This window comes from Lactobacillus sp. ESL0679, from assembly GCF_029433515.1.
Taxonomy (GTDB): domain Bacteria; phylum Bacillota; class Bacilli; order Lactobacillales; family Lactobacillaceae; genus Lactobacillus.
On sequence record NZ_JAQTIG010000008.1, the window covers coordinates 63906 to 85412 of the forward strand.

Consider the following 21507-nt stretch of genomic DNA (forward strand, 5'->3'; position numbering starts at 1 on the left):
TAGATGAAAGTCATAATTCTTGTTGATTAAAAAAAAAAAAGATTATTATTAAATATGTAGCGAATAATTTAATGCAGGAGGAAATTAATATGCATTTTAATAATAGGAAAAAATTAGTTAAAGCCTTTTTGAAGAATAATAAGACGGCTAGTCGTAATTTGCTGGTCGGGGCTGCCATAATTGCTGGTACAGTTGGCGGGTTAACAACAGTTAATCAGGCTCATGCAGCAACTGTAGCAAGTACCCAAACAAGTGTTAAAAAAGCAAAAAGTTCAGTTCAAGTTGCTAAGTTAACCAAGAAAACCTATCTTTACAACAAGTCAGGTAAGCGTGTTGGTAAAAAGGCACTAAAGAAGAATAAGACAATTAAAATTTATGGTACTAAAACTATTAAAGGAAAAACATATTATTCTTTAGGTCACGGCAAATATGTGCTTGCAAGTCGGGTAAAATTTGCTAAGAGTGCAGAAATTACTAAAAAGTCATATTTATACAATAAAAAAGGTAAGCGCATTAGTAAGAAAGCCTTTAAGGCTGGAAAAACTGTCCAAACTTACGGTACTAAAACTATTAAAGGTAAGACTTACTATTCATTAGGCAGTGGTAAGTATATTTTAGCTAAAAATGTAATGTTTAATGATAGTACATCTGCACCAAGTCCTGCTAATGGAACTAATTCATCCAAGCCAAGTGGTAATACCGCTGGTTCTGATAGCTCCACAAGCACGGGCAGTTCAACAGGTTCGAACACGTCAAATAACAATGGTTCAACATCTTCTGATATTAAAAAGGGTGTAAGTGGTCAGTGTGATCTAACTTATGATCCAAGTACCAAGACCTTGCATATTGCTGCTGGTAAAGATGGCAATATTTTGTCTAATGATGATACTATTGCAACTTCAGTAAGTAATATGAAAGTTAATTCGGATGATATTAAGACGATAAGCATTGATTCAAAAGTTAGTTTTCCTGCAGATGCAAGTCAATTATTTGAAGGCTTGAAGAACATTACTGAAATTAATGGCTTAAATAAAGTTGATACAAGTAATACGACAGATATGTCTTACATGTTTGGTGGCGATATTAGTCTACAAAGTTTGGATTTAAGTAATTTTAATACAAGTAAAGTTATAAATATGGAATCAATGTTTGATATGGTTGATTCTGATAATGGTGCTGATTATGATAATCGCACAATCACTGGTAGTTTAACAAGTCTGGATTTAAGTAACTTCGATACAGGTAAAGTAACTGATATGTCGTATATGTTTAATGGGGATAATAGGTTGACTAGCCTAGATTTAAGTAATTTTGATACTAGTAAGGTAACAGATATGTCTAGTATGTTTGCCAATGATAAAGGCTTAAAGAGCTTAAATATAAGTAACTTTAATACTGGTAAAGTGACAGACATGTCATTTATGTTTTTCCTTGATGAATCTTTAGCAAGCTTGGATGTAAGCAATTTTAATACTGCTAATGTAACAAATATGTCATATATGTTTGAAAAAAATGAACTGCTAACTAGTTTAGATGTAAGTAATTTTAATACGAGTAAAGTTACAAATATGGCAGTAATGTTTGGATATGATCCAAATCTGAAAGATTTAGACTTAAATAAATTCGATACTGCTAATGTAGTAAATATGTCAAGAATGTTTACAGCTGATGATAGTTTAACAAGTCTTGATTTAAGTAGTTTTAATACTAGTAAGGTAACGGATATGTCTGGTATGTTCAATATGGAAGGACCTACTAACTTTGTCCCTGCTCTAACTAGTTTGGATTTAAGCAATTTTGATACTTCAAACGTAACTGATATGCATCAGATGTTTGCGTTTAATAAAAACTTGACTACTTTAAATATAAGTAGTTTCAACACTAGTAAGGTTACTTCGATGGCAAGTATGTTCCATGATGATATTAATTTAAGAAATCTTGATGTTAATAATTTTGATACACATAATGTTAAGAGCATGATTGCAATGTTCCATAAAGTTCCTGGTCCAATTTCAGGAATTGATCATTTTGACTTTAGTTCAATTAATGATGGCTTGAATGGTAATGCAAGTAACCATTACAATATGTTTAATACGGTAATAGCTAACGATTAGTTTCTTAATCTTTAAATTAATAAAGTGCTCTACTGGGAAAGTTTTCCTAATAGAGCATTTTTGCGTTTCTGCCTAATTTGTGCATTTTTGCCCAAGCCTGTATAATTAAAACCAACTAAATTATGAAAGTAGCCGAATTATGTTTAAAATTATTGTTGAATTATTCTTCTTAGTGATTATTCAAGCTGCAATTACGCCATTTATTAGAAGGTTAGCGTTTGTATTAGGTGCAGTTGATAATCCTAATGCTAGACGTGTCAATAAAACGCCGATGCCAACTTTAGGTGGTCTAGGTATCTTTGTGACTTTTAATATTGGTGTTTTCGTGCTGCTGCGGGAACAATTTCCAACGCATGAAACGTTCAGTATTTTGCTTGCATCAAGTGTCGTTGTACTGACGGGAATGATTGATGATATTTTGGAGTTGCGGCCCAGACAAAAAATGTTTGGGATTTTTGTTGGCGCGTTAGTGATTTATTTTTTGGGCGGTATCAAGATGAATGTTCTTAACGTGCCCATTATTAATAAGCAAATTAATTTAGGGTGGTGGAGCCTGCCAATTACCATCTTTTGGATTTTAGCTTTGACTAATGCTGTTAATTTAATTGACGGTTTGGACGGACTAGCCGATGGTGTGTCGATGATTTCTTTGTTTACGATGGGAATTGTTGGTTACTTTTTCTTGCATACGCGGCAATTGTATATTCCGATTGCGTGCTTTATGTTAGCAGCCTGCTTGCTCGGCTTTTTACCTTATAATTTTCATCCGGCAAAGATGTTTTTGGGGGATACCGGCGCACTGTATATCGGCTTTATGATTGCCATTTTCTCACTTAAAGGATTAAAAAACGTTACGTTTATTTCATTGCTGGTGCCAATTATTATTTTGGGTGTGCCAATTACCGATACAATTTATGCAATGATTCGGCGTAAACTAAACAAACGCCCAGTCTCTCAGGCTGATAAGCATCATTTACACCACCAGCTAATGCGAATGGGGTTAACCCACCGCCAAACTGTGCTGACGATTTATGCGTTGTCGCTGATTTTTTCCTTCATTTCATTACTCTTTTTACTATCGCCAACTTGGGGAACGTGGCTGCTGATTATTGGCCTCTTGCTTGCTCTGGAGCTATTTGTGGAATCAATTGGCTTGCTGGGCGAAAAGTATAAGCCATTTTTGCATTTAACGCAGAAGATAATCAGTGCGCGTAGTACCAAGGATCCGACAATCGAGGTTTGGCATTTAGGCCAGGATAAACCAGAACAGTTAAAGCATCACCATAGTAATGAAGAATAGAATTAGTTTAATAGCATTAAATTATTACTGCTGTTAAAAATTGCTGCATCAGAAACTCAAAAAGACCTAGTAGGAACGACGCCTATTAGGTCTTTTTCTATTTTTCATGATAATTATGCGTGATAATTGGCAGTTCATTATAGCGCTTTTCACCGTTAGTAAACGCGACTTTGCCGGCAAGCAAGTTGGTTAGCTCTTTTTCAAGGGCAGCTTGGTCATCTTCATCGATAAAAAGGTGAATGGTAATGTCAACCCCATAATCAATTTTTGCAACATAAATCTCTTTTTGTTTTAAAAAATGGTCTACTTCGTCAAAACGGTTATAGACGACGTGAAAAATGACTTCCTGCTGCTGAACCCGTTTAACAACGCCGATTGCTTGTGCGCCTTCGCTGACACTGTTGGAATATGCTCTAATTAAGCCGCCAGCACCAAGTTTGATGCCGCCAAAATAGCGGGTAACAACAACAGTTACATTCTTCAACTTCATTAGTTGCAGTGCCTTTAATTCTGGAACACCGGCGGTTCCAGAAGGTTCGCCATTATCGCTGGCCTTGACGTGATCGTCGTTGAGGCCGATTGTGTATGCAAAGGTGTTGTGAGTAGCGTCGCGGTATTTTTTACTAATTGTCGCAATAAATTCTTCGGCCTCGGCTACAGAAGTTGTTCTTGCTAAACTGGCGATAAAACGGCTTTTTTTGATGATAATTTCATGGTCGCCGTTTGTTTTAATTGTTAAATAATTTTTGTTAGTCAAAAGATTTTGCCTTCTTTTTGCGTATTTATTAATGGAGGCAGTGAAATGGAAGATTTAATGAGCCTCGCAGGTCGCCAATGGATTGGCGGTCAAGAGGATTTTAGCACAAATAAGGCACTGACGAAAATTGCTGCGATTGTTGATGACCAGTGTAATCGCTGCGGCGCTAAGGTCAGCACCCAACTGCCTAATGGTAAAAAATACTGCCGCGCATGCATAAATATTGGACGAATAGTTGAAGGCGATTATTTGGTGCGCAATCAGATGGTGGTTAATTTTCCACCTCTCAAAACTGACGGGTTAACGTGGCAAGGTGAACTAACTGCTGCGCAGGCACAAATCTCACAGCAGCTCGTTGATAATTTTAACCAGCACCATAATGTCTTGGTTCACGCTGTAACGGGTGCGGGTAAAACAGAAATGTTGTTTGCCTTACTAGCAGAATGTTTTAAGTTGGGCCAGCGCGCCTGTATTGCTACACCGCGAATTGATGTGGTAAACGAATTGTACCCTAGACTGCAAGCGGCATTTGGTCAAATTACAATCGGGATGTATCATGGTCGCAAATACCAAGAGCCGCAGCTAGACCAGTTGACGATTTGCACAACGCACCAATTATTAAAATTTTATCAAGCCTTTGATTTATTAGTGATCGACGAAGTTGACTCGTTTCCTTATGCCAATAATGCCCAGCTTCATTTTGGTGCGCAAAATGCGGTTAAGGGAAATGGGGTTCGGGTTTATTTAACCGCGACGCCGACCGCTGATTTACTAGCTCAAGTCAAGGCTGGACAACTGCAAATTTTAAAGTTAAAGCGGCGCTTTCACGGGGGCAAACTTCCAGTTCCCAAGGAAAAGCTGTTTTTGCGGTCGTTTTTAAATCGCGGCAAGATTCATCCTAAATTGATGGCTGCGATTTTAAAAGTAATTGCGGCAGATCATCCGTTGCTGCTATTTGTGCCGCGAATTGAGCAAATACCGCTGTATTTAGCAGCACTTAAGCAAGAGGCGGAATTAGCAGATGTAGCAATGGCTGGCGTTCATGCTGGCGATAAAAAGCGTCTAGAAAAGGTGCAGCAATTTCGGCAGCAGCTGCTGCAAATTTTAATAACCACGACGATTTTAGAGCGCGGCGTAACGTTTAATCATGTTTGGGTAATTGTCATTGCCGCCGATGACCGCATTTATCAGGCAGCCAGCCTTGTCCAAATCGCCGGTCGAGTTGGACGGGCAAAAGAAGACAATAATGGGTTAGTCTTATTTTGCTACCACAAATATACAGCAAGCTTGCGCAGTGCGATGAGGCAGATTAGGGCGATGAACCGATGAATAATTGTCTATTGTGTGGCCAGCAATTTGTGCCTGCTGTTTCGTTGCTACAAGTTTTTTCATGGAAAAAGGCGCGGATGCAGTGCATTTGTACCAATTGCTTGGCTAAATTTCAGCGATTAAAATCCCCCAGGTGTTCCACCTGTGCCGGTGAATTATCACAAAATGGTGTGTGCTTAGATTGTCAATTTTGGCAGCGTATTTATGGTCCTAAATTATTGCAGCACCATGCTATTTTTCGTTATAATGATGCCTTTCACGACCTGATGGTTAATTACAAACGCTATGGCGATTATGTCTTGAGAGCAGTGCTTCAGGAATTGTGCTATCAAGAACTGCAATTAATTGCAGCAGATTATTATGTTCCTGTGCCAACTTCGTCTGCTCACTTTAATAAGCGACAGTTTGACACGATTAGCGCAATTTATGGTGATTTGGTTCCGCTAACAGAAATTTTGGTTAAAAAAGTTGATTCTGGTGCTCAAGGCGAAAAGAACCGGCGCGAACGTTTAATCACCCCACAAAGTTTTGGTGTAAAGAATAAAATACATAATCTTAATCGAAAAAAGATATTACTTTTGGATGATATTTATACTACCGGACGAACGCTGTATCATGCGCGGGATGCACTAGTAGCCGAATTTCCAACGGCTAAGATTGAAAGTTTTTCAATTTGTAGGTAGGTTATCCCTTGTTTAGCGCTTTCAAGTTTTGTTATAATATAAATAACGAAAGGCTGTTAAGCAGCTCGAAAGGAGAATCTCATTATGTTAAAGTATAATGTTCGTGGTGAAAATATTGAGGTAACTGATGCGCTAAGGAGTTACGTGGAGAAGCGGCTAAAGAAGCTAGAAAAATATTTTGAATTAAATCAAGATATGATTGCTCACGTTAATTTGAAAGTTTACCGCGACCATACAGCTAAAGTTGAAGTTACTATTCCACTACCATACTTAGTATTGAGAGCTGAAGATACAACAGATGATATGTATCGCAGCATTGACTTTGTTTCCGAAAAATTGGAACGGCAAATTAGAAAATATAAGACACGGGTAAATCGTAAGAGTCGTGAAAAAGGAATTAACGATTTCTTTGTAGAAACTCCAGAAGAAGAAAAGAAAGAGAAGCCAATCAGCGAATTTGATATTGTCCGCAATAAGCAAATTGGTTTGAAACCAATGAGTCCTGAAGAAGCAATTTTACAAATGAATATGTTGGAACATGATTTCTTTGTCTTTCAGGATGCAGAAACTAACGGTACAAGTGTTGTTTATCGCAGAAATGATGGTCGTTACGGTTTAATTGAAACTAAATAAAAATAACGATTTATTAGCTAGGGCCCCACATTTAATGTGAGGTCTTTGTTTTGTTTATTTTTCATTTTGCGTTAATCATGGTAAAATTATCTTGTGTTTTTATACTTAAGTACAATTTAAGGATCGATTTAATGGTAAACATTTTAAAGAAACTCTATAACAACGATAAACGAGAACTTAAAAAGTTCGAAAATATAGCAAGTAAGGTTGAAAGTCATGCTGACGAATACAGTAAACTTTCTGATGAGCAACTGAAAGCTAAAACGCCAGAATTTCAGGAACGATTGAAGAAGGGCGAGAACCTAGACGCAATTTTGCCTGAAGCTTTTGCGGTTGCCAGAGAAGGTGCCAAGAGAGTCTTGGGGTTATATCCATTCCACGTTCAAATTTTGGGTGGAATTGCCCTGCACTTTGGAAATATTGCCGAAATGATGACTGGTGAAGGTAAAACTTTAACAGCCACTATGCCGGTTTATTTGAATGCGCTAACTGGTAAAGGTGTTCACGTGGTTACGGTTAATGAATACTTGTCAAGCCGTGATGAGGAAGAAATGGGTCAACTATATAAGTGGTTAGGTCTGACAGTGGGCTTGAATTTGAACTCAATGGCACCAGATGAAAAACGAGCTGCATATAGTTGCGATGTTACTTATTCGACTAACTCGGAACTGGGCTTTGATTACTTGCGTGACAACATGGTTGTTTACAAGGAGCAGATGGTTCAAAGACCGCTTAATTATGCAATCATTGATGAGGTTGACTCAATTTTGATTGATGAAGCCAGAACGCCACTGATTATTTCTGGTGAAGCTGAACAGGCTAATGGCGATTATATTCGTGCTGACAGATTTGTTAAGACACTTCAAGAAGATAAAAGTGATGACGATGCTGATGATGACAAGGATTACGGCGATTACAAGATTGATTGGCCGACCAAAACGATTTCATTCACGCGGACAGGAATTGAAAAGGCCTGTGAACATTTTGGCTTAAAGAATTTATATGATGTCGAAAACCAAAAATTGGTTCACCACTTGGATCAAGCGCTGAGAGCTAACTATATTATGCTCAAGGATATTGACTATGTTGTCCAAGATGGCGAAGTCTTGATTGTCGATTCATTTACCGGACGGGTAATGCAAGGTCGGCGGTATTCTGACGGCTTACACCAAGCGATTGAAGCTAAGGAAGGCGTTAAAATTCAAGAAGAATCCAAGACGCAGGCAACCATCACTTACCAGAACTTCTTCAGAATGTACAAAAAGCTTGCTGGGATGACTGGTACCGCTAAGACAGAAGAAGAGGAATTCCGTGAAATCTACAACATGCAGGTAATCACGATTCCGACTAACCGGCCAATTGCTAGAGTTGATAATTCAGATATTTTATATCCAACTTTGGAATCAAAATTTAATGCGGTTGTTGCTGATATTAAGGATCGTCATGAAAAGGGTCAACCTGTCTTAGTTGGTACGGTAGCTGTTGAAAGTTCAGAACGGTTAAGTAAATTACTTGATCGTGCTGGCATTCCGCACGCAGTTTTGAATGCGAAAAACCACGCTAAAGAAGCTCAAATTATCATGAATGCTGGTCAACGCGGTGCCGTAACAATTGCGACGAACATGGCCGGTCGTGGTACTGATATTAAGTTGGGGCCTGGTGTTACAGAGCTAGGCGGCTTAGCTGTTATCGGAACTGAGCGGCATGAATCACGTAGAATTGATAATCAGCTTCGTGGTCGTTCTGGTCGTCAGGGTGACCCTGGTGAAACCAGATTTTACTTATCACTTGAAGATGACTTGATGAAGCGCTTTGGTGGTGATCGAGTTAAGGACTTTTTGGACCGCTTGTCAGATAATGACGATGACAAGGTAATTGAAAGTCGGTTGATTACTCGGCAAGTTGAATCTGCGCAAAAGCGGGTTGAAGGTAACAACTATGATACGCGTAAGCAAACCTTGCAATATGATGATGTTATGCGGATTCAACGTGAAATTATTTACAGTGAACGGATGCAAGTCATTGGCGAAGAAGACTCCCTGAAGGATGTTTTGGTGCCAATGATTAAACGCACAATTAATAGCCAAGTTGATATGTTCACGCAAGGTGACCGCAAGAAGTGGCGTTTGGATTCTTTACGGGACTTTATCGTTTCCAGCATTACAAATGAAGAAACTGCCGATAGTTTTGACTTTAAGACAATTACGGTGCCAGAATTGAAGCAGAAACTGTACGATATTGTTGAAGCTAACTTTGAAGAAAAAGAACGTGCTTTGGCTGATCCGTCTGAGATGCTTGAATTTGAAAAGGTTGTTATTTTGCGCGTTGTTGATGATCGCTGGACCGACCATATTGATGCAATGGATCAATTGCGTCAATCAATCAGTCTGCGTGGTTACGGTCAACTTAACCCTTTGGTTGAATACCAGGATTCAGGTTACAACATGTTTGAAGAAATGATTTCAAATATCGAGTTTGATGTAACTCGGTTATTTATGAAAGCTGAAATCAGACAAAATCTTAGCCGTTAATATAAGATTTGAGGGAAAGCAAGGGTGCTTTCTCTTTTTTGCTGATAATAAAAGAAAGGGACTAGACAATGGAAATTAGTGAAATTCAAAGTGCGCTAGACGAATTAAAAAAGCGACTAGATCACTTTAGGGGGTCTCTTTGACCTTGAATCAATTGATGAGAGCATTGCCGTAAATGAAGGCAAGATGCAAGAGCCGAATTTTTGGGATAATCAAGAAAAGGCCCAGCGGCTAATTACTGACAATAATTTACTCAAAGAAAAGCGCGACTCGTTTATTCATTTGCAGGAAAATTATCAAAATGAAGTAACTGCATTGGAATTATTGCGTCTTGAGCCAGATCATGACTTGCAAGAAGAAGTTGAAACTGACTTAACCAAATTGCAGGATGAATTTCATGATTATGAAATGGACCTGCTTTTATCGGGGAAATATGATAATCACAATGCCTTGTTAGAAATTCATCCCGGTGCAGGCGGCACGGAAGCGATGGACTGGGCTTCGATGCTATTGCGGATGTATCAGCGATATGCTGATGCACGCGATTTTAAATTTGAAATCAATAATTATGAACCCGGTGAAGAAGCCGGCGTTAAGAGTGTTAGCGTTCGCGTTGCTGGAAAGAATGCGTATGGGCTATTAAAGTCTGAAAATGGTGTTCACCGGTTGGTGCGGATCTCACCATTTGACTCTGCTAAACGCCGCCACACCTCGTTTGCTTCGGTGGAAATTATTCCTGAAATTGACGACAGCATAAAAATCGACATTAATCCTAAAGATTTGCGCATCGATGTTTACCGTTCAAGTGGAGCAGGTGGACAGCACATCAATAAGACGTCCAGTGCTGTTCGAATTACTCATTTGCCAACAGGCTTTGTGACGACTTCGCAGGCCCAACGTTCGCAGCTGCAAAACCGTGAAACAGCAATGAATGAATTACGGGCTAAGCTGTTTCATTTGGAAGAAGAAAAGAAGCGTCAGCACAAGCAAGAACTCAAGGGCGACCAGAAAGAAATTGGCTGGGGCTCGCAAATTCGGTCCTACGTTTTTCATCCTTATAATTTAGTTAAGGATTTGCGCACTGGCTATGAAACGGCTGACACAAGTGGTGTAATGGATGGAAAGTTGCAGCCGGTTGTGTATGCATATTTGCAATGGCTGCTTAGTCAAGATAATCCAGAATAGGTGAAAAAATGAGTTTTTGGGGAATAGTAGGCTTAGTGTTAGGTGCGGCAATCATTTTGATTATGCTATTTGCGTTCTTCCATATTTTATTTATGTTGCTGCCAGCAATTATTGTTATTGCGGTGATTATTTGGTTGATTAACCACTTTACTAAGAATGATGATTATGAACACACACCAAGTAGCAGTAGTGGTAATTGGACCAATTGGCAAAATAGTAGTGTCAAGCCTAAACGGAAAAAAGCACGTGATGTTAAGACCAAGGATGTTGATAAGTAACCAAAGAGGCAGTTAAAATGGTAAATGCTGTTAAATTAGAGAAGTTAATTCGCGATAACAAGATTATTCATGTCGCTCACGGTAAGCAGTATGTCGCAAAGACAGAGATTGTGGTGTCGGATATTTACCGGCCGGGATTAGAGTTGACGGGGTACTTTGACTTTTATCCTAAGCAACGCATTCAGCTGCTCGGCCGAACGGAAATTTCTTATGCTGCCAGGCTGGATCATGAGAGTCTGGTGCATGTTTTTAATAAAATGTGTACACCGCAAACACCATGCTTCTTTATTTCGCGTTCGCTGCGGGTTCCGCCTGAACTTGTAGAAGCTGCGGATAAAGCCCAGATTCCGATTTTGACTTCGCCAGAGTCGACCACCTATGTTTCAAGCATTTTAACGGAATACTTGCGTGAACGGCTCGCAGTACGTGATACAATTCATGGAGTTTTGGTTGAAGTCAAGGGCCTAGGCGTTTTACTGACTGGTGATTCCGGCGTTGGTAAGTCGGAAACCGCGTTAGGATTAATTCATCGCGGGCACCGGCTGATTGCTGATGACCGAGTTGACGTTTATCAAAAAGACGTTGAAACTGTTATGGGCGAAGCGCCAAAAATTTTGAAACATTTGATGGAAATTCGCGGGATTGGGATTATTGACGTGATGGACTTGTTTGGTGTTGGTGCGGTAAAGCGCCGGTCCAGCATCAAATTAGTAATTAAACTGGTCAATTGGGATAACAATGCTAGTTATGATCGCCTTGGCTTTGAAGAAAGTACGCGCGATATTTGTAACGTGGAAATTCCGCAAATCACCATTCCTGTCAAAGTTGGTCGGAATATGGAAGACATTATTGAAATTGCCACCATGAATTTCCGAGCTAAAAGGTGGGGCTATGATGCAACGCGAACTTTTGATAATAATTTAACCGCCTTAATTGCCGAAAATTCCCAAAAGAATACGTCAGGAGATAAAAGTAAATGACATTAGCGATTAATCCAGTTGCTCTTGAATTGGGCGGGATTAGTATTAAGTGGTACGGCGTTATTATGGCTGTTGCAATCGTGATTGCAGCGTCAATGGCAATTATTGAAGGTAGGCGTCGGCAAATTGCCAGCGATGACTTTATTGACCTGCTGCTGTGGGGTGCGCCGCTTGGTTATGTTGGTGCCCGCATTTATTATGTGGTTTTTGAATGGGGTTATTACTCGCAGCACCCAGATCAGATTATTGCGATTTGGAATGGCGGCATTGCTATTTATGGCGGTTTAATTGCTGGGGCAATTGTCCTGTTAATTTTTTGTCGTAAGAGAGATTTACCACCATTTTTAATGCTTGATGTGATTGCACCGGGCGTACTTGCCGCGCAAATTTTGGGTCGTTGGGGCAATTTTATGAACCAAGAGGCGCACGGCGGCCCGACAACCCTGCACTTTTTACAGAGTCTTCATTTGCCGCAATTTATTATTGCGCAGATGAGAATTAACGGCGTTTATTACCAGCCAACTTTTTTATATGAATCATTTTTCAACTTAGTTGGTTTGGTAATACTTCTAAGCTTGCGTCACCGCACACACCTGTTTAAGCAGGGGGAAGTTTTTATGTTTTATCTTGGGTGGTACGCAATTGTCCGCTTTTTTGTTGAGGGACTTAGAACTGACAGCCTATATTTAGTTGGCAATATTCGCGTTTCGCAATTATTAAGTTTAGTGCTATTTTTAGTTGTGATTGCACTATTTATTTACCGCCGAGTAAAAGTAAAACCAAAGTGGTACCTTGATGGTAGTGGCCTTAAGTATCCGTATACAAGAGATTAAAAAGTATTGATTAAAGAAAGTTAGGAATAAAAATGACAAAAATTGCAGTTTTGGGAGCAGGTTCATGGGGAACCGTTTTGGGCTCAATGCTTGCTGATAAGGGAAACGAAGTTGTCTTGTTTGGTAATAACGAGCAAGTTAATAGAGAAATCAATGAGCAACATACTAATTTGCATTATATGAAAAACTGGCACGTTAACGAAACGGCCACAGCAACTGGTAATCTTGAAAAAGCTTTAGCTGGAGCTGAAGTTGTTTTGTTTGTTTTACCAACCAGCGCGATTCGCAGTGTTGCCAAAAACGTGCACCAAGTTTTAGTAGCAACTGGCACTAAGCCATTATTAGTTACTGCAACTAAGGGAATCGAACCAGGAACGAAAAAATTAATTTCTGAGATTCTGACTGAAGAAGTTTATCCAGACGATACTGATAAGATTGTTGCCATTTCTGGTCCTAGTCATGCCGAAAGCGTTGCCCAGAAGGATTTAACAGCCATTTCTTGTGCTTCAACTAGTATGGAAAATGCTAAAAAAGTTCAAGAAATGATGTCCAATGACTACGTGCGCTTTTACACCAATGATGATTTAATCGGTGTTGAAGTCGCTGGTGCCGTTAAAAACGTTATCGCCATTGCTGCGGGAATTTTAGTTGGTAAGCATTATGGCGATGATGCCAAAGCGGCTTTAATGACAAGAGGACTAGCTGAAATTACGCGCCTGGGGGTTAATTACTTTGGTGCTAAACCTTTAACTTTTAGTGGCTTAGCTGGTATTGGTGATTTGATTGTTACTTGTACTTCTGTCAATTCTCGTAATTGGCGCTGTGGTAAGCAGATTGGTGAAGGTAAGAGTTTGGATTACATTCTTGAAAATATGGGCCAAGTAGTTGAAGGTGCAACAACCGTTAAGGCTGTCCACGAATTATGTGCAGAAAAGCAAATTGACATGCCGATTAGTGAGGCCATTTACCGTGTTTTATATGAAAACACTAATGTGGATGATGAAATCGTCAAGATGATGGGTCGTAGTCCAAAACAGGAAATTAGACTCTAAGCGGTTGCTGATGTATAATTTACTTACTAAAAATAAGAAACTATTTGAGGTGAAAACATGGCAAAGAGTTATGATGTAATTATTATTGGTGCTGGTCCCGGCGGAATGACCGCCGCACTTTATGCTTCGCGTGCTAATTTGTCAGTGTTAATGCTTGATCGTGGACTTTATGGCGGTCAAATGAACAACACTGACGCAATTGATAATTATCCTGGTTTCAGTGACGTTAAGGGTCCTGAATTAGGCGAAAAGATGTACAATTCAATCATGCGTTTTGGTACCGAATTTGAATATGGTGATGTACAGTCAGTTGAACTTGATGGTAATACCAAAATTGTTAAAACCGATGCTGGTGAATACACTACGCAAGCTTTAATTATTGCAACTGGTGCTGATCACCGTCACCTAGGTGTCCCGGGTGAAGAAGAATATTCCGGTAAAGGTGTTTCTTATTGTGCCGTTTGTGATGCCGCATTCTTTAGGGATGAAGATATTGCGGTCATTGGTGGGGGCGACTCCGCCATCGAGGAAGGTATCTATCTTGCTCAATCTGCAAAATCCGTTACAGTTATTCACCGCCGCGATCAATTGCGCGCACAAGCTACTTTACAAAAACGTGCTTTTGCTAACGACAAGATGCACTTCATTTGGAATGCTAATACTGAGTCAATTGATGGCGATGGTCAGAAGGTTACTGGCGTTACCTATAAAGACAAGGAAACTGGTGAAGAAAAGCAGTTAGCCACTCGTGGTGTGTTCATTTATGTGGGGATGCTGCCGCAAACTACACCATTTAAGGATTTAGGCGTTTTGGACGATAAAGGCTGGATTCCAACTGACGAACACATGCAGACTAAGGTACCTGGTGTGTTTGCTTTGGGAGATGTTCGTGCTAAAGACTTGCGCCAGATTGCTAATGCAGTTGGTGAAGGTAGTGTTGCTGGACAAGAAGCCTACAACTATTTACAAAATTTAAATGATTAATCTTAAGAATTCATCGAAAGATGAATTCTTTTTATTTACTGCTAACGATAAATGCTAAAATAGACTAGATGAAAACGAATTTATTGTATAAAAATTGAGGTGCATGACAGTAATGAATGCAAAAGAAATTTTTGAAAATTGGCAACAAGTCCAAAATATGCCGGATTATTTAAAGGAGCAACTGGTAACCTTGGGTCAGGATCCCAAGTGGGTTGAAGATGCATTTGGCCAAGAAATCAATTTTGGAACCGCAGGGATGCGCGGTAGATTGGAGCCGGGTACAAACCGGATAAATCTATTCACGATTGAGCGGGTTACTGAAGGCTTAGCTCGATTAATTGATGAAAATGGTGCTGATGCGCAAAAACGTGGTGTCGTTATTTCATTTGACTCGCGTTATCATTCACAAGAATTTGCAGAGATTGCTGCGCGCGTGCTAGGGGCACATGGTATTCACGTTTATTTGTTTGATGACTTGCGGCCAACGCCAGAACTTTCTTTTGCAGTGCGATACTTGTATACTTTTGCTGGAATTAACATCACAGCTTCTCACAACGCCAAACAATATAACGGCTACAAGGTTTACGGTGCTGACGGTGCTCAGATGGGACCAGAAAATGCTGCGCGCGTGTTTGCTCATGCACAACAAGTCCAAAACATGTTTACTATTAAGGCGTCACCTGTAACGCAATTGCGGGCACAGGGGCTATTGCAATTAATCGGCGAAGACCTCGATGAAGCATATTTGGCAGAATTAAAAACGGTCAATGTTAACTCACAAATGATTAAAGAAAATGCTGATAAGTTAACGATTATTTATTCGCCGCTGCACGGTACAGGAAAGATGGTTTATGACCGCGCGTTTCGGCAAGGTGGCTTTACCAATATTATCCCTGTGCCTAGTCAGTCAATTATTGACCCAGAGTTTCCAACTACCAAAAAGCCTAATCCGGAATATCGGGATGTCTTTGATCCCGGTGTGGCTTTAGCTAATGAAAAAAATGCGGATTTAATTATTGCCACTGACCCAGATGCTGACCGAATGGGGGCATGTGTTCGAACCGAAAATGGCGATTTTCAAGTTTTGACAGGCAACCAAATTGCAACTTTGATGGCATACTATTTGTTAACTAATTTGAAAGATAGTGGTCAATTGACTAGTGATTATGAATTGATTGCCTCAATTGTTTCTAGTCAAATGCCGTTAAAGATTGCGCAAAGCTTCGGCATTAAAACCAAATCAGTTTTAACTGGGTTTAAATTTATCGGTGAAGAAGTTGATCGGATGAACAAGGAGCATGACGGTAAGTTCTTGATGGGCTTTGAGGAAAGTTATGGTTACCTGTTTAAGCCGTTTGCTCGTGATAAGGATGCCATGCAGGGTGCATTAATGTTCGCAGAAGTTGCTTCATACTATGCTTCGCGGGGGATGACTGTTTTAGATGGTTTGAAGGAAATCTGGCAAAAGTACGGTACTTCTTACGAGATTACGCGGGCAATTGAAATGCCAGGCATCGGCGGCCAAAAGAAAATGGTGGTGTTAATGAGTAAATTACGCAGTGCCCACTTGACCCAAATTAATGGTGTGTCGGTTGTCAAAATGCAGGACTTTTTACTGCAAGAAGAAACGGTTAATGGGCAGACAAGGCCAATGACGGACTTGCCCAAGTCAAATGTCTTGAAATACTTCTTGGCCGATGAAACTTGGCTTGCTTTAAGACCATCTGGTACGGAGCCGGTAATTAAGGCTTATGTTGGCGTCAACAAGCCAGATATTGCGGCTGCCGAAAGGGCCGCAGAAGATTATCAGGCGGCTTTGGCGGAGCTATTAAAATAAGCTAAATAGCGTGCGAAAATATGTTCGCTGTAGTAAAATGGAATACATTAATAAAAGTTGGGCTTTTTGTCCAACTTTTTTACGAGGAGTCTTTTTATGATTAAGCGACAAGAAAAGCGTAAATTTGAACTTGTATCTAAATTTCAGCCTGCTGGTGACCAAGAGCAGGCTATTCAGAAGCTAACTCAGGGCTTTAAGAAGGGTGATAAGGAACAAATTCTTGAAGGGGCAACTGGTACTGGTAAGACTTTCACGATGGCGAATATTATTGCTAATTTAAACAAGCCAACTCTGGTTATTTCTCACAATAAAACTTTAGTCGGGCAGTTGTACGGTGAGTTTAAGGAATTCTTCCCGCATAATGCCGTTGACTACTTTGTGTCTTACTATGATTATTACCAGCCTGAAGCTTATGTGCCGCAGTCTGACACTTATATTGAAAAAGACTCGGCAATTAACGACGAAATTGACCAGCTGCGTCACCAGGCGACTAGTGACCTGATGGAACGTAACGATGTGATTGTCGTGGCCTCGGTTTCCTGTATCTATGGTTTGGGTGATCCACATGAGTATGCCGCTAGTGTGATTACCGTGCATGAGGGTGAAGAATATGAGCGCAATACTCTGCTGCGTGATTTGGTAAATATTCAATATGACCGCAATGATATTGACTTTCAACGTGGGCGTTTTCGCGTACGTGGTGATAGTGTGGAAGTTTTTCCAGCTGGTAATTCCAACCACGCATACAGGATTGAATTTTTCGGTGATGAAATTGACCGGATTGTGGAAGTTGACGCGTTAACCGGTGAAGTAATTGGTGAGCGTGAGAGTATTTCATTGTTTCCGGCGACGCACTTTATGACTAATGATGAGCAGATGCGGCGCGCACTTAAATTAATTTCACAAGAAATGAAATTGCAGGTAAAAGAATTCGAGGGCGAAGGCAAATTGCTGGAAGCCGAGCGGATTAAGCAGCGCACGACTTATGACATGGAAATGATGAGTGAGGTTGGTTATACTAACGGAATTGAAAACTATTCTCGCCACATGGAAGGTCGTAAGGAAGGCGAACCACCGTATACACTGCTTGACTTCTTTCCCGATGACTTTTTAATTTTGATTGACGAGTCACACGCCACAATGCCAGAAATCCGGGCAATGTATAATGGTGATCGCAATCGGAAAAAGACCTTGATTGACTATGGCTTTCGTTTGCCATCAGCGCTTGATAACCGGCCATTAAAATTACAGGAATTTGAAAAGCACGTTAACCAAATTTTATATGTTTCAGCCACACCGGGTGATTACGAATTGGCGCGCACGCCGCATAAGGTAGAGCAGATTATCAGACCCACAGGTTTGCTGGACCCTAAGATTGAAGTTCGACCGATTGAGGGACAAATTGATGACTTGGTAGCGGAAATTAACAAGCGTATTGACCATCATGAGCGGGTTTTTGTGACAACACTAACTAAAAAGATGGCGGAGGACTTGACTGATTATCTCAAGGACTTGGGAATTAAGGTCCAGTACTTGCATTCGGATGTTAAAACACTGGAGCGAATGCAGATTTTGCGTGACTTACGACTAGGGAAATATGACGTATTGATTGGGATCAACTTGCTGCGGGAAGGAATTGACGTACCGGAGGTTTCTTTGGTGGCAATTCTGGATGCGGACAAGGAAGGCTTCTTGCGGGCTTATCGGCCGTTAGTCCAGACGATGGGCCGAGCTTCGCGTAACCAGAATGGTGAAGTTATTATGTACGCCGATTCGATTACTGATTCGATGCGCGAAGCGATTGAGGCAACGCAAAGACGGCGGAAGTTGCAAATTGCTTTTAATGAAGAACACGGCATCACACCGACAACGATTGTGAAGCCGATTCGGGATGCCATTTCAGCAACCAAGACGGCGGATGATGTGCCTGACAGCGACAGCTTTGCGGACCTTAACTTTGATGAGTTGACTGCTAAGCAGAAGAAGACAATGATTTCTGATTTGCGTAAACAAATGCAAGATGCCGCTAAGAAGCTGGACTTTGAAGGGGCAGCAACCTTGCGGGATGCAATTATGGAATTAGAAAATTCGACGAGAAAACCGATTAAGAAAAAGGGAAAAACATTAAATGGCAAATGATAAAATCGTTATCCGCGGTGCGCGTGAGCATAACCTCAAGGATATTAATTTAACAATTCCGAAAGATAAACTGGTGGTTATCACCGGTCTGTCGGGTTCCGGCAAAAGTTCACTGGCCTTTGATACGCTCTATGCCGAAGGTCGCAGACGTTATGTGCAATCACTATCTAGTTATGCGCGGCAATTTTTGGGACAAATGGATAAGCCTGATGTTGATTCTATTGATGGTTTAAACCCAGCGATTTCAATTGATCAAAAAACGACATCGCATAACCCGCGTTCGACAGTCGGGACGGTTACGGAAATCAATGATTATCTGCGGTTATTGTGGGCGCGTGTTGGGCACCCAATCTGTCCTAATGACGGGACGCTGATTGAGCGGCAATCGGCGCAACAGATGGTTGAACGCATTTTGAGCTTACCTGAGCGAAGTAAAATACAATTGCTCGCACCTGTTGTGCGGGCAAAACGCGGCGAGCATAAGGAAGTCTTCAAGCGTGTTCAGCGTGCTGGCTACGTGCGGGTTATTGTTGATGGCGAAATGCATGAAATTGGCGAAGGTTTTAATTTAGCTAAGAATAAGCGGCACACGATTGACATTGTGGTTGACCGGTTAATCGTTAAAGAAGGAATTCGTTCGCGATTATTTGATTCTGTTGAGGCGGCTCTGCGTTTGTCTGATGGCTATATGAATGTTGATGTCATTGGGGACACCATGTTGAACTTCTCGGAATATTACGCTTGTCCTAAGTGTGGTTTTACGGTTGGTGAAATGGAGCCGCGGCTCTTCTCCTTTAACGCGCCATTTGGCGCTTGTCCTGATTGTGATGGCCTCGGGGTCAAGCTGTCAGTTGATAAGGATTTGGTGGTTCCTGATAAAAGTAAGACTTTGGCTGAAGGGGCAATTGCACCGTGGAAAAATTCTAAGTATTACGGTGAGATGCTGGCTCAAGCCTGCGATGAACTAAAAATTCCGCTGGATAAGCCATTTTCCAAATTAACTAAACAGCAGCAAGAGACAATTTTACATGGCTCGACGAAAGAAATTAAATTTCACGTTACCGGTGATTTTGGCGTTAACGATACCACGGCACCGTTTGAAGGCGCGATGGAAAATGTGGAAAGACGCTATAAACACCCAATGTCGAAGTTTATGCGTGATGTGATGGGCAAGTACATGACCGAACTTACTTGTTCAACCTGTCACGGCAAACGGCTTAATGAAAAGGCATTGGCTGTTAAAGTGATGGGTAAGGACATTGCCGAGGCTTCAGAACTAGCAATCAACAAGGCCCTGGATTTCTTTAATGGGGTTAAGTTTGACGAACAGGAAACAATTATTGCCAAGCCAATTTTGAAAGAAGTCCGTGATCGCCTAACCTTTTTAAACAGTGTGGGCTTGGATTACTTAACTTTATCGCGGTCAGCCAATACTTTATCCGGTGGGGAAGCACAGCGAATCCGCTTGGCAACGCAGATTGGCTCCAACTTGTCGGGGGTGATGTATGTCCTCGACGAGCCATCGATTGGGTTGCACCAACGTGATAATGATCGCCTAATTACTGCCTTAAAACGGATGCGCGACTTAGGCAATTCTCTGATTGTGGTTGAGCATGATGATGAAACAATGCGCCAGGCCGACTATCTGATTGATATGGGGCCGGGTGCCGGGACCTATGGCGGCGAAGTCATGGCTGCCGGGACACCGCAAGAGGTTGAGAAAAATCCTCAATCGCTCACCGGACAGTATTTAACTGGTAAAAAGTTTGTTCCTGTTCCGTTAAAACGGCGCAAGGGCAATGGCAACAAGATTACCATCACTGGCGCTGCCGAAAATAACCTGAAAAACATCAAGGTTGACTTTCCTTTGGGTAAATTTATCGTAGTTAGTGGTGTGTCGGGTTCTGGTAAATCCACGTTAATTAACATGATTTTAAAACGGGCACTGGCACAAAAATTAAATCGCAACCAGACCAAGCCGGGTAAGTACAAGAGTATCAGCGGCTATAAGAATATTGAAAAAATCATTGATATTGACCAAAGCCCGATTGGTCGGACACCGCGTAGTAACCCGGCCACTTATACCAGCGTCTTTGATGATATTCGGACGCTGTTTGCCCAGACTAATGAGGCTAAATTACGTGGTTACACCAAGGCGCGCTTCTCGTTTAACGTCAAGGGCGGTCGGTGTGAGGCCTGTCATGGCGACGGAATTATCAAGATTGAGATGAACTTTTTGCCGGACGTTTACGTACCGTGCGAAGTTTGTCACGGCAGTCGCTATAATTCGGAAACTCTGGAAGTTACATACCGGAAGAAGAATATTGCCCAAGTGCTGGATATGACTATTAGTGAGGCCTGCGATTTCTTTAAGAATATTCCTAAGATTGCCCGCAAGTTACAGACAATTGTTGATGTGGGGTTAGGCTATGTTAAGCTAGGGCAATCGGCAACAACCTTGTCTGGTGGGGAAGCTCAACGGATGAAGCTTGCAGCTGAATTGCAAAAATTATCAACAGGTAAGAACTTTTACATTCTTGATGAGCCAACAACTGGTCTGCACACGGATGATATTAAGCGGCTGCTTGAGGTTTTACAACGGCTAGTTGATGAGGGCAATACCGTTTTAATTATTGAGCACAACCTTGATGTCATTAAAAATGCTGACTGGCTAATTGATCTTGGTCCTGAAGGTGGCGAAGGCGGCGGTAACATCGTTGCGACAGGTACTCCTGAACAAGTTGCTGAAGTGGAAAATAGTTATACTGGACAATATCTCAAGCCAGTGTTGGTGCGGGATACAAAGCTAACAAAATTAGCTGTAAAAAAGAAAAGTTAAATAGCATTTAATTATTTGCTCAGAAGTGTACAA

Annotated in this window: 16 protein-coding genes; 15 read left to right on the forward strand and 1 reads right to left on the reverse strand. The window is 41.0% G+C overall.

Features of this window, described 5'->3' with window-relative positions; translation table 11 throughout:
• Positions 1-89: 89 nt before the first annotated feature.
• Positions 90-2114 (forward strand): BspA family leucine-rich repeat surface protein, encoded by a 2025-nt coding sequence (locus PT287_RS09320; RefSeq protein ID WP_277134453.1) that lies wholly within the window; start codon positions 90-92, stop codon positions 2112-2114.
• A 139-nt stretch (positions 2115-2253) separates the two neighbouring features.
• The gene (locus PT287_RS09325; RefSeq protein ID WP_277134456.1) at positions 2254-3414 is read left to right on the forward strand and encodes an MraY family glycosyltransferase; all 1161 of its coding nucleotides are present in this window, start codon (positions 2254-2256) and stop codon (positions 3412-3414) included.
• Positions 3415-3511: 97 nt separating this feature from the next.
• On the opposite strand, the gene PT287_RS09330 is transcribed toward PT287_RS09325, so the two are convergent.
• The gene (locus PT287_RS09330; RefSeq protein ID WP_277134458.1) at positions 3512-4171 is read right to left on the reverse strand and encodes a YigZ family protein; all 660 of its coding nucleotides are present in this window, start codon (positions 4169-4171) and stop codon (positions 3512-3514) included.
• Between the two features lie 45 nt (positions 4172-4216).
• Here PT287_RS09330 and PT287_RS09335 point away from each other — a divergent pair, with 45 nt between their 5' ends.
• From PT287_RS09335 to uvrA, 13 genes are all read left to right on the forward strand, one after another.
• Positions 4217-5500 (forward strand): DEAD/DEAH box helicase family protein, encoded by a 1284-nt coding sequence (locus PT287_RS09335; RefSeq protein ID WP_277134460.1) that lies wholly within the window; start codon positions 4217-4219, stop codon positions 5498-5500.
• On the forward strand, positions 5497-6183 hold the full coding sequence (locus PT287_RS09340) for a ComF family protein (RefSeq protein WP_277134462.1): 687 nt from the start codon (positions 5497-5499) through the stop codon (positions 6181-6183). Before PT287_RS09335 ends, PT287_RS09340 begins: the two co-directional genes overlap by 4 nt.
• Positions 6184-6267: 84 nt before the next feature.
• Positions 6268-6816 (forward strand): ribosome-associated translation inhibitor RaiA, encoded by a 549-nt coding sequence (gene raiA, locus PT287_RS09345; protein ID WP_277134464.1) that lies wholly within the window; start codon positions 6268-6270, stop codon positions 6814-6816.
• 131 nt (positions 6817-6947) lie between these two features.
• The gene (gene secA / locus PT287_RS09350; RefSeq protein ID WP_277134466.1) at positions 6948-9347 is read left to right on the forward strand and encodes a preprotein translocase subunit SecA; all 2400 of its coding nucleotides are present in this window, start codon (positions 6948-6950) and stop codon (positions 9345-9347) included.
• A gap of 68 nt (positions 9348-9415) precedes the next feature.
• Positions 9416-10532, forward strand: a protein-coding gene (prfB, locus tag PT287_RS09355) for a peptide chain release factor 2 (protein ID WP_277134467.1) whose coding sequence is annotated in 2 segments (ribosomal slippage) — positions 9416-9487 and positions 9489-10532 — 1116 coding nt in all. Because the reading frame shifts where the segments join, the coding sequence is not laid out codon by codon here.
• Between the two features lie 8 nt (positions 10533-10540).
• Complete coding sequence (locus PT287_RS09360; protein ID WP_277134469.1) at positions 10541-10810, forward strand: hypothetical protein; 270 nt, start codon at positions 10541-10543, stop codon at positions 10808-10810.
• A 17-nt stretch (positions 10811-10827) separates the two neighbouring features.
• Positions 10828-11790, forward strand: coding sequence for an HPr(Ser) kinase/phosphatase (gene hprK / locus PT287_RS09365; protein WP_277134470.1), 963 nt, complete (start codon positions 10828-10830; stop codon positions 11788-11790).
• On the forward strand, positions 11787-12623 hold the full coding sequence (gene lgt / locus PT287_RS09370) for a prolipoprotein diacylglyceryl transferase (protein WP_277134471.1): 837 nt from the start codon (positions 11787-11789) through the stop codon (positions 12621-12623). Before hprK ends, lgt begins: the two co-directional genes overlap by 4 nt.
• A gap of 32 nt (positions 12624-12655) precedes the next feature.
• Entirely contained in the window at positions 12656-13675 is a 1020-nt protein-coding gene (locus tag PT287_RS09375; protein WP_277134472.1) for an NAD(P)H-dependent glycerol-3-phosphate dehydrogenase, read from the forward strand.
• A 57-nt stretch (positions 13676-13732) separates the two neighbouring features.
• Entirely contained in the window at positions 13733-14659 is a 927-nt protein-coding gene (gene trxB, locus PT287_RS09380; protein WP_277134473.1) for a thioredoxin-disulfide reductase, read from the forward strand.
• A 112-nt stretch (positions 14660-14771) separates the two neighbouring features.
• The gene (locus PT287_RS09385) at positions 14772-16496 is read left to right on the forward strand and encodes a phospho-sugar mutase (RefSeq protein ID WP_277134474.1); all 1725 of its coding nucleotides are present in this window, start codon (positions 14772-14774) and stop codon (positions 16494-16496) included.
• Positions 16497-16592: 96 nt separating this feature from the next.
• Positions 16593-18635, forward strand: a complete 2043-nt coding sequence (gene uvrB / locus PT287_RS09390; RefSeq protein ID WP_277134475.1) for an excinuclease ABC subunit UvrB — start codon at positions 16593-16595, stop codon at positions 18633-18635.
• Positions 18625-21474 (forward strand): excinuclease ABC subunit UvrA, encoded by a 2850-nt coding sequence (gene uvrA / locus PT287_RS09395; RefSeq protein ID WP_277134476.1) that lies wholly within the window; start codon positions 18625-18627, stop codon positions 21472-21474. The genes uvrB and uvrA overlap by 11 nt, the downstream gene beginning before the upstream one ends.
• The last annotated feature ends 33 nt before the right edge of the window (positions 21475-21507 follow it).